Here is a 13,517-nt window from a genome sequence, read left to right on the forward strand (position 1 = left end):
CATGAAACTTTCACCCAATCATATTATTGGGCTAAAAGTGTTTATTCATTTGGCTCAACTGTTTGCTTTTACATGGCTATTATTTGCAGTCTTAAATGGTCATTTAGGAGCAGACCCAGTTCAACCGATCATTCACTTCACAGGAAAAGCGGCTTTAAATACATTGTTTTTGGCTCTATTGATTTCCCCTATTGCACAAAAACTAAAACAAGGGCAATTAATAAGAACCCGTCGATTACTTGGTGTATATAGTTTTGTTTGGGCAATTATTCATCTTACAAGCTATTCATGGCTAGACTTAGCATTAGAGTGGCAGTTAATTGGCAGTGAGATTATTAAGAGACCTTATTTAGTGATCGGAGCAACGGTATGGATAATCCTGTGCTTATTAACACTAACCTCAACACAAAGAATGCAGCGTCGGTTAGGTAAGAAATGGCAGCAATTACACAACTGGGTATACCTTGCCGCCATCCTTGCGCCTATTCACTACTACTGGTCTGTAAAATCAGATATTGTTGAGCCTACTATTTATATCATGGCTGCCTTATTGTTACTTCTGGTTCGCAAAGACAAAATCCAACGATGGATCAAGCCCATCAGAAATAAAATACGCACATTACGAATGTAAACTTCCTCAGTCATAATTTCTTAACCTATCATAGGCATTCTGATTAATAGAATTTCTAATCATGATGAATGCCTTGAAAACTCTGAAAAGATATCAGTACGAACGTTATGCGGTTTTATGTCGACTAGCTTACCCAAGGGTTTTTAAGCAAACAAGATACGGTTTTGATCCTAACGGACAACGTATAATTAAAAATGCCAAAGGCAAAACTTTAATACGTGTTTTGTGGAGCAAAGATAAAGAAGAGGTTATCGTTGTTATTAAAGGCTCCCATAGCCCTTCAGACTGGTTTATCAATCTCGCAATGTGGCTTCGTTCATGCGAAACAACACTTGGCTTAAACTATTCAATTCATGCTGGTTTTTATTATCTGTTACATCAAGAAAGCATGCCCGCTCATCGGCAAGATACGCTTGGAGACTCGGTCATTGTAAGGCTAGAAACTATTTTAACACCTTTAATTAACAGCGGTAAAAGAATCAGTGTCACTGGTCATTCATCCGGTGGCGCTATTGGTTTAGTGATCGCTGACTACTTAGAAACAAAGTACCCTAATGTCATTAAACGAGTGGTTACCTTTGGCCAACCTGCCGTTGGTGGTTGGCGATTTCGTCAAAACTATCAACTTGCACGTCGTACTTTTCGTATATGCTGTGATATTGACATGGTTACTTTCCTTCCTCCTATTCCTTTTATGTATTGGCATACTGGCAAAATGCTATGGCTATATAATGAACGAATTCACGAAAATACACCTACCATTCTTCGACTTGGTCGCTCTATATTAAGCTGGCTACTTAGGCCATTCTCTTATCATTTAATGAGTAAATACATTCGAGACAAAGATTTTTTTGACGACAGATAATAAATAAAACCAATGGTTATAAATACGTTAAGGTAGGAATGAAAATGTGTTAACAGATTAATATAAAGTCATTTATATCGATAATATTGATAGATGTTCATCACTCTGTTTACTACATTAATTAGTAAATACTGGTATAATCTGAGTCTTAATTCATGCTTGAAAACTTAAAAATATTTTTATTTAAAGACAAATTTGGTAACCATATCTCTAAGTATAAAAGCTTTCTACTTAGCAGTGTATTTCAACCTATTTTCAACCATAATAATAACATTGTAGGTGTGGAAGCACTTTTAAGAATAAAAGATGTATCAGGTGAATCTATTTGCCCTGGGTTTTATTTCTCAGATCAAAATCCGGACAAAGAAGATAAAGTAACGATTGACAAAATTAGTCGAATTTTACACCTTAATAATTTTGCTTCTTCCCAATACTGCAACAAAAAATTGTTTTTAAATTTACTTCCTGATGCAATTAAAACCCTTCATTCACCTTGCCTATACGACATACGCTTTTTACGAGAAATGAAAAAGCTTAACATCAGCTCAAAACAAGTTGTTTTAGAGTTGCTAGAAGTAGGATGTGATAATTTATATGAACTACAAAGATCAATAGGTAACTTGAATAATTATGGCTTTAATATCGCTATCGATGATTTTGGTTCAGAACATTCAAATGCTAATCGCGTGAGTCTTATTTGCTCGAGCGTCTTAAAAATAGACAAAAGCTTACTGAACCAATTTATGAAAGGTAATAAAACCAATTTAACCCAAGCGATGAAAATGGCGAATATATTTAAGGCTCAAACGGTTATTGAAGGCATAGAAAACCAAAACCAATTAGACACCATGCGCGCCCTTAATATTGATATGTATCAAGGCTACTTTCTAGCAATGCCACAGCCAATAGCTTCCTGCCCCGAATAACATCCCCAAAGCATTAAATCGTGCTAACCTTATTTAAGGCAAGACAAACCGCCACATTAATAACATATTATAAGTCCAAATTTTATACGTCAAACAATGCTTTCTTTGCGGCTTAATGATTTATTATCTCCCTCAATAGACACAAAAAACGCACCCGAAAGTGCGCTTCTTCAATGACTAATTACTTAGTCCAATCTAGTATCACTTTCCCAGAAAGCCCGCCACGCATAGTGTCAAAGCCCTCTTGGAAATCATCAACGCTGAAGTGATGCGTGATAATTGGTGTTAGATCTAAGCCTGATTGAATCAAGCTCGCCATCTTGTACCAAGTTTCGAACATTTCCCTGCCATAGATGCCTTTGATCACTAAACCTTTAAAGATCACTTTAGTCCAGTCAATCGCCATGTCAGATGGTGGAATGCCAAGTAAGGCAACACGCCCACCGTGATTCATGCCTTCTAGCATGGCATTAAATGCAGATGGTACGCCTGACATTTCTAGGCCCACATCAAAACCTTCCGTCATACCCAGTTCAGTCATCACATCTTCTAGCTTTTCATTGGCGACGTTAACGGCGCGAGTGACGCCCATTTTACGTGCAAGGTCTAAGCGATATTCATTCACATCAGTAATAACAACGTGACGAGCACCAACATGTTTTGCCACTGCTGCCGCCATAATACCAATTGGGCCAGCACCTGTGATCAACACATCTTCACCCACCAAATCAAACGATAGCGCTGTATGAACGGCATTACCAAATGGGTCAAAGATGGAAGCTAAATCATCTGAAATTTCATTTGGGATCTTGAATGCGTTAAAAGCAGGGATCACTAAGTATTCAGAGAACGCACCGGTACGGTTTACACCCACGCCCGTTGTATTACGACATAAGTGAGTACGACCGCCACGGCAGTTACGACAGTGACCACAAGTGATATGGCCTTCACCTGAAACACGGTCGCCAAGTTCAAAACCTTTTACTTCTTGACCAATACCAACCACTTCACCCACGTATTCGTGACCAACAACCATTGGGTAAGGAATAGTATTTTGTGACCACTCATCCCAGTTATATATATGAACATCAGTACCACAAATAGCGGTTTTACGAATTTTGATTAAGATGTCGTTATGACCCATTTCAGGCATATCAACTTCTGTCATCCAAATGCCTTCTTCAGGCTTTAGCTTAGAGAGTGCTTTAATTTTACCCATAGATTGAACTGACATTTAGATGATCTCCATTTCTTTACCAACTGCGATGAAAGCATCAATTGCGCGATCTAATTGCTCACGACTATGTGCTGCTGACATTTGAGTACGAATACGCGCTTGGCCTTTAGGCACTACAGGGAATGAAAAACCTACAACATAAATGCCTTTTTCAAGTGCACGCTCTGCAAACTCAGCCGCGACTTTTGCATCACCTAACATGATTGGAATGATCGCGTGATCCGCGCCAGCCATTGTGAAGCCTGCCTCGGTCATACGAGTGCGAAAATGCGTAGCGTTATCCCAAAGCTTCGCGCGTAAATCACTGCTTTCGGCCAATAAATCAATCACTCGAATAGAAGCTGAAACGATCGCTGGAGCCACTGAATTTGAGAACAAGTAAGGGCGAGAACGCTGACGTAGCCAATCAATCACTTCTTTTTTACCAGAAGTATAACCACCTGAAGCGCCGCCCATGGCTTTGCCTAGTGTGCCCGTGATCAAGTCGATACGGCCCATTACATTATTGTATTCGTGAGTACCACGACCATTTTCCCCCATAAACCCAACAGCATGAGAATCATCGACCATCACTAACGCATTGTATTTATCGGCTAAATCACAGATAGCAGTTAAGTTAGCAACCACACCATCCATTGAGAATACGCCATCAGTAACAATGAGTTTATGACGCGCGCCAGCTTCATTCGCTGCAATCAACTGCTCTTCCAGTTCCGCCATATTGTTGTTGCTGTAACGGAATCGTTTTGCTTTACATAAGCGCACACCATCAATGATTGAAGCGTGGTTTAATGCATCAGAAATAATTGCATCTTCTGCGCCAAGAATCGTTTCAAATAAACCTGTATTGGCATCAAAGCATGACGTATAAAGAATAGTGTCTTCCATGCCTAAAAACTCAGAAAGCTTACACTCCAATTCTTTATGTGAATCTTGTGTACCACAAATAAAACGAACGGATGCCATGCCAAAGCCATGCTCGTCCATCCCTTGTTTTGCTGCTTCGATCAATGCGGGATGATTGGCAAGGCCAAGGTAGTTATTCGCACAGAAGTTCAATACCTCTTCACCAGTCGAAATAGAGACAGCAGCCGCTTGAGCAGAAGTGATAATGCGTTCAGATTTATACAAACCTTCAGACTTAACATCTTCAATTTGTTGGTTAATTTGACTGTAGAATGCAGAAGACATGAAATTTCCTTTTTATATTTATGATTTTTTCAATTAAAAACCTACCATCTATTCTAGTTTATGCCATAAAAGACTATTATCCCCCTGCATGGAAAAACATTAGTGAATTGAATTCACAAATAGACTCACTGCTTGGAGATAATGGCATGCTTAATTCTCGATTGATTGCTCTTTTGCCCGATTTAGCCACCTTCATACTGGTGGTCAATAAAGGCAGCTTTACGGCAGCAGCAAAAGAATTAGGTGTCACGCCTTCGGCTTTAAGCAAACTCATCACTCGCTTGGAAGCTTCACTCTCTGTAAAACTGTTTGATCGCACGACACGAACATTACAAATCACACAATCTGGTGAGAAAATTTATCAACAATCTGTCGCTATGGTGAACGCTGCTCAGCTTGCCATTGAAGTATCGAATGAAGAGCATTTAGAGCCAGTAGGCACTATTACGGTAGCTGCTCCAAAAGCGTTTTTAAGCATTCTTCTTCAACCCATTGTGACGCCATTTTTACAACAATATCCAGATATTGAATTGAAACTTAAAGTCTCTGATGGCGATATTGATATGCTCGAACAAGGCATCGATATTATGTTTCGCTTAACCGATGCGCCTTATGAAAATCTCATTTCAAAAGAACTTGGAAAGGTAAATTTATCTTTATGTGCTAGCCCTACATATCTTGATTTAAAAGGCACACCAGCCGAGCCGACAGAATTATCACTTCATGATTGCTTATACCTTGGCGAAACCAAAACCGATCATATTTGGGATTTTGTAAAAGGTAATGAAACCCATACCATTCCAGTTTCAGGACGCTATGCGGTAAACCACTCGCAAATGCGATTAAATGGAGTAAAAGATGGTTTAGGTATTGGTATTTTCCCCGATTTTGTCATCAAAGAAGCACTACAAAATGGTGAGGTCGTTCAGGTATTGAAAGATTGGACGATTAAAGGGAATTATCATGGTGTGATTGCTATGCAATACGCGCCAAGTAAATACATGCCGACGCGCTTGCGAGTCTTCATTGACTATGCGACGAAAAACCTGCCGATATAATGTATCATGCAGGCTTACAATCGGTGATTAACATTCAAAAAAGAAGATTACATACCTTGAAATTCAGTGATGGGTTTACGGCCACGTAATGCGAGAAAATCAAGAAACTGCTTGGGCGTATGAGTGATCACCTTATCGCTTGGCATGGTGACTTTATCCAGTAAAGCACTGACTTTTTCAAACTTGCCTAAGTCATAACAAAAGTGAGCATCGGATCCCGTGGTAATAAAGCCACCCACCTCTTTCACTACGCGCGCAATCGCTTCACAGCGCTCTTCACTGCCTGCTCGGCTTCCCCCCTTAAGCGAAGAATTATTTAACTCAATCGCGACATTGTACTCTTTAGCGCATAACGCAACGGCTTCAAAATCAAAATCGTAATTAGGGTTTCCCAAGTGGCCGAGAGCATCGACTTTACCGCTTTTGATCGTATTAATTAAAGCACGAGTATGTCCTGCTTTATCTTGAAAACGAAAAACCGCTTCGTGAAAACTGGCGATAATCCAATCTAAATGTTCATAAGAACTCGGGTGAAGATCCACTTCACCTTGCTCGTTCATGATATTCGTTTCAACGCCTCGTAAAACGGCTACACCATTTAAAAATCTAGGCACAACTCGTTGATTGTTAAAAAACCAATAATGTGGAGAACCAGGCATTGCAGATGAGTGATCAGTTGTGCAAAACATTGCCATTCCATGTTCTTTCGCCATTTGAGCGTTTTCAATCAGTGTACTGTAAGCATGACCACTTGCGTAAGTATGCGTGTGAGTATCAACTTTAATCTGCATGGGAACACCTTATTGTCTTATTTAATTCTAATACCATATCATTTGTGATGGGAAAAAGGACCATTCCGATATCACCATTTGATGATGACCATCGTCACCAACCATAAATGAAGTAATATGCGCCTGATTTTTATATTTTGGTTCAAAGAATAGAGAAAAGTTTCACGTCAATAACATTTCTGGTCAACAATTATCGTTAACCTCTTTTATCTATTTCTTGATAGGAACTTATCAATGTCAAAAGTAAAGGCGAGAACACTGCTCACGCTGGCTATTTTAACGCTACTTCACGTGCCGTTTAGTCCGACTCTATTGGCTAAAACAAACCCCTTACAAGATCATCACTCACCTGAGTTTCGAGCATTACACACAACACGCTATCAAGACGATGCCGAGCGAATCAAAAAAACATTTGAAAATGAGCTCTATACCTTAAATGCAAGTACTGCTGGTCACTACGGACTACGGATGTATCGCCAAACTTTAGACCCTAAATATTCAGCAGCAGTATGGTCAGATATGGCTAGAGTCGCCAGTACCTTAAATGGCATTGCTGCAAGTATTCACACCAAAGAACAAGCAAAGGAATATGGTTCAAAAAGATTGGAAGAATACAGAAAGAAAAAGACAACTCGCAGCCAACTTCGCTACCAAGCAACAAAAGACAAGCCAGAATACCTACTCATTGGTCTTGATATGCTCGGTTCGATGGCAAGAGCCAATGAATATGGCTTAAAACATAAAGCTGACGTGCAACTTCGTCACCTCATTAAACAGTTCGATTTTAAACCCTATGCAACCAATCCAGAAATGATTCGAGCGTGGGCAGCACAATTAGCCAATCAAGTTTACTGGTTGCGTCAATTAGGAGAGCAAGATATCGTCGATGACTTTATTCATGCATTTAAAAACACTTACCCAGATAGCCAAGATAAGCAATTATCAGATCAACAATTTACGAATAAGATTTATGGATTAACGCATATTATCTTTGCCGCTTCTGAATATTATCAACAGTCTGTTGATCCCAACGAGTTTGCTTGGATATATGACTATTTTGATAATAATATCGATCAGATTTTAACTCGCACAAAAGAGGATGTGGTAGCTGAAGTGGGTATCAGTTATCTTCTGGCAAACAAATTACACTCCCCGGTTCTTGCCGATACCCAATCAACCATTGCTCACGCTATTGATATAAACCACGACATGATTCCATCAACTGACGGAAGTTTTGCATTACAAAAAGGTGAACATCGTAATGTGCTCGCGATCATGTTATTAAATTGGCAAGGCGTCAAAAATGCACCAACGGTAAAGAACCAACCAGAAGTTTTTAAAGATCGACCTTATGGGTTAGTCAACAATAACTTAATGAACAATGATTTAGTCACAAAGTAATGGTTTAGTCATAAAATAACGCTTTAATTAATAACCACCGCAGTACGGAGGAGAAAAACGTTAAATATTACAAAAGCGTATTCAACATAAAGAAACAGCCCATGCTCAATATTGTCGTCGCAATAACATTTTTGGTCTTCCATGCCACTAGCGCAGCAATAACCGCCGCAATCAAATAAGGGTTACCTAAGTTTACCGCTAATTTGTCATCATGAACAAACACAATAGGAGCCCAAATAGCCGTTAATACTGCGGGGCTAGAATAATTTAAAAGGCGCTGAGCACTTGGATTAATCTTTATAGGTAAGCGAGGTTCCAAAAAAAGGTATCGACTCAGAAAAACAACCGCTGTCATAGCAAAAATAGAGAGCAGAATCATCACTCCACCTCGTTGTTGATCACAGGTTTCACCCCTGATTTAGATAGTTTAACTTCGGCCAAATAACCCGAAATCATCGCTAAGATACTGGCAATAATCAAACTCCCCTCAACCTTCCAATAGCTGAACAAAACAGAAGCCACTAAAGCCACAATCACAGAAATTAAAATAGGTAGATTTTTAATGGTAGGAATGACAATCGCAATAAAGGTTGCCGCCACCGCAAATTCCAATCCCCATTGATTCAAATTTGGGATCTGTTTTCCCGCGACAATCCCAGCAAAACTTGCAATATTCCAAACAAGATAAAAACTTAGCCCTGCGCCTAAAGCATACCAAGGGTTAAACTCTTTTTGCTTTTGATGACCACAAACGGCAAACAGTTCGTCGGTAAGTAAAAACCCCAAGACTAAACGCCAAGGAGTACTTAATGGGCTGATTTTTTCTCGCATTGACATGCTGTACAGAAAGTGGCGCGAGGTAATAAAAAAAGTTGTCGCTAACATCGTCCAAATGCCAACGTTTGCATCAAACATGCCCGTTGCAACAAGCTGAGCAGCCCCTGCAAATAAAATCGCAGACAGTGCCTGAGCTTCAATTGGAGTGAGGCCAATATCAATGGCATATGACCCCGCCAATAACCCCCAAGGCAACACCGCAAGGCTTAATGGAGAGATAGCAAGCGCACCTCTCCACAATGAAATAAATCGAGATGATGGATTACGCTCAGCTCCCATTTTGAAGAATTCCTAATAACAAATCTATGAGTGTTCAGTCGGATCAATCAAAGCTTCAAAGCGAACATTGCCACGAAGTAATTCAAAATCCGTTTCTTCTGCGGCTAATTCTCGTAATGAATTACTTGATTCAATGGCAAGCTTAAGATCATTAATGGCCTGCTCTTCTGCACCAAGACGAGAATAAGCACAAGCACGTTGATAAAGCGCATGGCCATTACTGTCATCCACTTCTAAGACTCGGTTACATATACTTAATGCCCAATGGTATTCATTGATTTCCATTGCTGCATCCGCTTTATGCGTTAGTGCTTCTAAATCACCTGGGCGTATCTTCAGAATTTCATCATAGGTCTCAATTTGCTGCTCCGGTGTTTGCGCACTTTGCGCCCGAAGCCATAAATTATGTACCTCATTGATAATCTCAATTTCTCGATTATTTTCGGTAATAATGCGCGTTTTACGTTTCAAATCCCGTTCTAAAGCACCGAATTTTTTCTCGTAGGACATGGTGATTTCGTTTAAACGCTTATCCGCCATTTCTTTGGTGTTATGCTTGATTTCTTTAAGAGATTGCCAACCGACTAATGCCACTAAAGACGCCACCCCCGCAATAATATAGAAGAAATAAGTAACGGTAATATTTGAGTAGTTGAGCGACTTATCTGCAACGTCTAATTCACGGTCAGTGATCTGTATGGTTAGTCGACGTTCCAAATCTTGTTGATCCATACGCAAAGATTTCAATTCATCAAGAATATAGCGCTCCATTAACGGACGGTCGAGTATCTCTGTTTTTGAATATTTTTCTTCTGCTGCGGCGAGTACTTGAAACGACAGCAACGACACTAAAACAATCCATAACCATTTCATAACTATGCTTATCTTCCTTTTCAATATTTAGCAACAAACCTTAACATATAAGCTAAAAAATTATAGTCTTGGAAAAGAAACAACTTTTAAAAGCGATATATAAAGCACTATTACTAATAAAATACTTAATTTTGTTTCCCTTTCTTCTGGTTAAAAATCATTTCCAAAAGAAACGTTTCTCTTTCTATCGATAAGCCCTTTTTATCGCTTAATGCTATGGTGCTTAGGTTGTGTTCAATGGCTTCTTCAAGATTAATCCAAATCGGCTTCATGCCATTATTAATTTCATGACTTTCAAAACGGGTATGGCCTAATGTCTTATCAACCTTGCAGGTATAGCAGTAAGAAATCATGTGGATGACATCCGCATTCGTTTTGTGCCATGGCCGATATTCTTCATAACGCCCGAATGGTTCAATATCACGAATATTTTGAGCGCCGGTTTCTTCTTGTAATTCTCGAATCATGCCTTCAATTTTATCTTCACCTGCCTCCAATCCTCCACCAGGCAGAGTGTAGTCATGATAACGCTCAGTATAGAGCAGTAAGATATCGGCTCCATTCAAAACAATGGCGCGTGTTGCTAAACGTTGAATAATACTCAGTTCATCAAGCGAGAGAATATCCGGATGGATGGTGCTGCGTAGTAATTTCATATAAACAAAGGCTTTATTAGTAATAAAAAGATCTTATCAGTTTTCAGGTGACATTATTGATTGTTTTTCTTATCAACTCGATGTGTAAACTAATATCTCGCTATTATTTGACGACGACCTCAACTAATCGATGTTTAACTCCGCGACCGATTCAATACACATTGCATCATGTCGCCAATATTCCAAATCACAATCGATCAACTCCCCTTTTTGATTATAATTGACACGCTCAACTAACGTTGCAGGGCTGCCAGCAGTGGCACGTAACGCTTTTGCCATATTGCCTAATAATGAAGTAGTACTAACACGATAACGAATTCGTTGATATACCTGTCCGTAATGCTCACGGTAGATATCAGTAAGTGATTGCGTTAAGTCATGGCTCAATAGTTTAGGGAAAATATCAGGTCGGACAAAATTTGTTACAAAGACCACCGGCCGATCATCAAGATAACGGACACAATCAAAGCGGTATACATCAGCAAAAGGGGCAAGATCTAACAATGTTGCGGCCTGCTTATTCGCCAGCATAGACTTTGCTGAAACAAGCTGCGTTTCAGGGACTCTGCCTTGCGATAACGCCATATTGGTAAAATTTAACGTTTGTGTAGGGTCGTAAACTAAAGGATCAGGAGAGATAAACCAACCTCTGCGATCTTCACGATAAATTTGACCTTCTGCCTCTAATAAAGAAAGTGCCTCACGTAAGGTAATACGTGTCGTATCAAATGATTCAGCTAACTTCCGCTCTGATGGTAACTTTTGTCTCGGCGTTAACATTCCCGAATCTATCTGCTCAACAATAGCTTCTTTTATTTTTACGTATTGCATACGATACCCCTACTTAAAATAGGTACTCAGTCATTCAAAAAATACACAAAGCGTATAAAAAATTCGCCCCAAGCATGAACATGGAGCGAATTTTTATTCATAAGCGATATTAGATATGCCGTAACACCTTACAACTTAACAAACATGATTACTTCGTCACTATCCATAATGCATGGATCATCGCTGGGAAGAAGAAAAAGAAGCATAATACGATGTTAATTAATAAATCTTTACCAACACCGCATTTTAAGAAAACAGCCACAGGTGGTAAAAGTACCGCTAAAATAATCGCAACTAATTTGTTATCCATCAGTCACCTCCATCAAAATTTAATAAAAAAACTTTTATTTCAAAAAGTATGGCCAAATTACAGTAATAAGCTCAATCATGTTTCAATTTAACGTCAAAGTTATTCATTATCCTAATCAGTTTTGATATTAGGTCACAAATCAACCTATCTCAATGCGATAATTTCCCAGCTGTGGGTCATTTCAATACCAGCGCCTAACATGAGACAAACAGAACAGTACTTTTCAAGAGAATTAGCAGCAACGTTAGCAACCACGTTTTCATCTAGATCTTGTCCAGAGACTTCAAAGTGGATATTAATATGAGTAAAAACTCGAGGAGCAGTTTCACGACGTTCAGTCGTCAATTTAGCGACACAACCAAATACCGCTTGGTTAGCGGTTTGCAAACCGTCAATAACATCAACAGAACTGCAACCACCAGCGGCCATTAGCACCATTTCCATAGGACTTGGTCCTGTTTTTCCGCCATTACCATCCATAACAACGGCATGCCCAGATTGAGACTCACCAACAAATTGAAACCCATCTACCCATTTAACTTCTGCTTGCATAACACCCCTCAACACAACAAATAAATAACCTGAACTCTGTAAAAGAAAGTCTATTCTCTATTAATTTATAGCTTATTAATTTATAGCCTATTGCCTCATTGACAGAACAGCGCAGAGATTTTATACCCATGACACTAATTAGATGACCAGATAATAAGTACAATTGGTATGAGCTGCATTAATATTTTTTTACGATAGTTTGACCGATCGGGGCCAATGAAATCAATGCAAGCTTAATATGTTGAATACCAAACGGAATACCAATAATCGTGACAAAACACGCTAATGCTGACGTTAAATGCCCAATGGCAAGCCAAATACCGGCAAAGACAAACCATACAACATTACCAATCATACCTAGAACGCCCGTTCCAACATCTTTTTTAAAGCTCAATTCGTTACGTTTCACCGCTTCTTTTCCAAAAGGGAAAAACGTGAATGCACCAATCACAAAGCACGATTTAGCCCAAGGAATACAAATTATACTGATGATACAAAACACACCGGCTATCCACCAGAATAGCCCCATGAACACTCCCCCGAGCAAAAACCATAAAATATTACCAATCGTACGCATTCAAACCTCTTCTATAATCCGGCATGCATCAGCATCGCCTTGCTGTCCATTTTGTTGTATGACTAACTCTGTATCACGTTCTCTAAGACTTAAGATAAACATATCATTAGTCAGTCAATATATTATCTTCAGGATACTTGAGTAATGTTGAATTAGATTTCGCTAACATGTAAGCCAATGTTAACAGCCCTATATGGCCAATAATCCGATCATAACCATAATCACAACATAATGTATTTTCATGGCGCTGATAACTCAGCCGTTAAACTGGCAAATAACCCCACGGTTGCGAAAGTGGGATAACCTTCCACATAACGTTGTCGAAACTGGCTTCTTCTGTCAGTATCAATAAAAACGGTAAGGATAATACCACTGACCACTGTGATAGCCAAAGTTCGTGTCACTTTCGGCCAACTTACGGTACGCTTAAATATAACCGCAGATAAGTTCATTTATAGCAAAGAGTAGGCAGCAACCCTAATTTTTGATAGCGTCTAATCTG

The 13,517-nt window shown here is 39.3% G+C and carries 16 protein-coding genes and 1 pseudogene; 5 read left to right on the forward strand and 12 right to left on the reverse strand.

The annotated features are described in order from the left end of the window. Position 1: 1 nt before the first annotated feature. The 3 genes from msrQ to VCASEI_RS16180 all read left to right on the forward strand — a co-directional run bounded on the left by msrQ (position 2) and on the right by VCASEI_RS16180 (position 2,422). Positions 2–631, forward strand: a complete 630-nt coding sequence (gene msrQ, locus VCASEI_RS16170; protein ID WP_174208763.1) for a protein-methionine-sulfoxide reductase heme-binding subunit MsrQ — start codon at positions 2–4, stop codon at positions 629–631. Positions 632–704: 73 nt separating this feature from the next. Next, positions 705–1,496: a lipase family protein gene (locus tag VCASEI_RS16175; protein WP_089110834.1), complete on the forward strand. Its 792-nt coding sequence runs from the start codon at positions 705–707 to the stop codon at positions 1,494–1,496. Positions 1,497–1,651: 155 nt separating this feature from the next. After that, positions 1,652–2,422, forward strand: coding sequence for an EAL domain-containing protein (locus tag VCASEI_RS16180; protein ID WP_089110830.1), 771 nt, complete (start codon positions 1,652–1,654; stop codon positions 2,420–2,422). Positions 2,423–2,603: 181 nt separating this feature from the next. On the opposite strand, the gene tdh is transcribed toward VCASEI_RS16180, so the two are convergent. Both tdh and VCASEI_RS16190 read right to left on the reverse strand, forming a co-directional pair. Beyond that, positions 2,604–3,641: an L-threonine 3-dehydrogenase gene (tdh, locus tag VCASEI_RS16185; protein WP_089110835.1), complete on the reverse strand. Its 1,038-nt coding sequence runs from the start codon at positions 3,639–3,641 to the stop codon at positions 2,604–2,606. Between the two features lie 15 nt (positions 3,642–3,656). Continuing rightward, complete coding sequence (locus tag VCASEI_RS16190; RefSeq protein ID WP_086958637.1) at positions 3,657–4,850, reverse strand: glycine C-acetyltransferase; 1,194 nt, start codon at positions 4,848–4,850, stop codon at positions 3,657–3,659. Between the two features lie 146 nt (positions 4,851–4,996). Between VCASEI_RS16190 and VCASEI_RS16195 the strand changes: the two genes are divergently transcribed. After that, on the forward strand, positions 4,997–5,908 hold the full coding sequence (locus VCASEI_RS16195) for a LysR family transcriptional regulator (RefSeq protein WP_086958972.1): 912 nt from the start codon (positions 4,997–4,999) through the stop codon (positions 5,906–5,908). A gap of 47 nt (positions 5,909–5,955) precedes the next feature. Here VCASEI_RS16195 and VCASEI_RS16200 read toward each other — a convergent pair whose 3' ends face one another. Then, the gene (locus VCASEI_RS16200; protein ID WP_086958639.1) at positions 5,956–6,699 is read right to left on the reverse strand and encodes a phosphatase; all 744 of its coding nucleotides are present in this window, start codon (positions 6,697–6,699) and stop codon (positions 5,956–5,958) included. 234 nt (positions 6,700–6,933) lie between these two features. Between VCASEI_RS16200 and VCASEI_RS16205 the strand changes: the two genes are divergently transcribed. Further along, on the forward strand, positions 6,934–8,100 hold the full coding sequence (locus VCASEI_RS16205) for a DUF3541 domain-containing protein (RefSeq protein ID WP_086958641.1): 1,167 nt from the start codon (positions 6,934–6,936) through the stop codon (positions 8,098–8,100). Positions 8,101–8,167: 67 nt separating this feature from the next. Here the strand turns inward: VCASEI_RS16205 and VCASEI_RS16210 are convergent, their stop codons facing one another. The 9 genes and pseudogenes from VCASEI_RS16210 to VCASEI_RS19690 all read right to left on the reverse strand — a co-directional run. Continuing rightward, on the reverse strand, positions 8,168–8,479 hold the full coding sequence (locus VCASEI_RS16210) for an AzlD domain-containing protein (protein WP_086958642.1): 312 nt from the start codon (positions 8,477–8,479) through the stop codon (positions 8,168–8,170). Further along, the gene (locus VCASEI_RS16215) at positions 8,479–9,216 is read right to left on the reverse strand and encodes an AzlC family ABC transporter permease (RefSeq protein WP_086958644.1); all 738 of its coding nucleotides are present in this window, start codon (positions 9,214–9,216) and stop codon (positions 8,479–8,481) included. The genes VCASEI_RS16210 and VCASEI_RS16215 overlap by 1 nt, the downstream gene beginning before the upstream one ends. A 24-nt stretch (positions 9,217–9,240) precedes the next feature. Then, positions 9,241–10,089, reverse strand: coding sequence for a tetratricopeptide repeat protein (locus VCASEI_RS16220; protein ID WP_086958646.1), 849 nt, complete (start codon positions 10,087–10,089; stop codon positions 9,241–9,243). A gap of 125 nt (positions 10,090–10,214) precedes the next feature. Continuing rightward, the gene (locus tag VCASEI_RS16225) at positions 10,215–10,745 is read right to left on the reverse strand and encodes an NUDIX hydrolase (RefSeq protein ID WP_086958648.1); all 531 of its coding nucleotides are present in this window, start codon (positions 10,743–10,745) and stop codon (positions 10,215–10,217) included. A gap of 123 nt (positions 10,746–10,868) precedes the next feature. Then, a complete protein-coding gene (gene phnR, locus VCASEI_RS16230) occupies positions 10,869–11,576 on the reverse strand; it encodes a phosphonate utilization transcriptional regulator PhnR (RefSeq protein ID WP_086958649.1) in 708 nt (235 codons plus the stop codon). 148 nt (positions 11,577–11,724) lie between these two features. Further along, a complete protein-coding gene (locus VCASEI_RS16235) occupies positions 11,725–11,886 on the reverse strand; it encodes a YqaE/Pmp3 family membrane protein (RefSeq protein WP_086958651.1) in 162 nt (53 codons plus the stop codon). 144 nt (positions 11,887–12,030) lie between these two features. Then, on the reverse strand, positions 12,031–12,438 hold the full coding sequence (locus VCASEI_RS16240; protein WP_086958653.1) for an OsmC family protein: 408 nt from the start codon (positions 12,436–12,438) through the stop codon (positions 12,031–12,033). Positions 12,439–12,616: 178 nt separating this feature from the next. Next, complete coding sequence (locus VCASEI_RS16245) at positions 12,617–13,015, reverse strand: YccF domain-containing protein (protein WP_086958655.1); 399 nt, start codon at positions 13,013–13,015, stop codon at positions 12,617–12,619. Positions 13,016–13,121: 106 nt separating this feature from the next. Next, positions 13,122–13,452: pseudogene (locus VCASEI_RS19690) on the reverse strand (Ktr system potassium transporter B); the annotation flags it as partial. Positions 13,453–13,517: the final 65 nt, after the last annotated feature.

The organism is Vibrio casei (assembly GCF_002218025.2).
GTDB lineage: Bacteria > Pseudomonadota > Gammaproteobacteria > Enterobacterales > Vibrionaceae > Vibrio > Vibrio casei.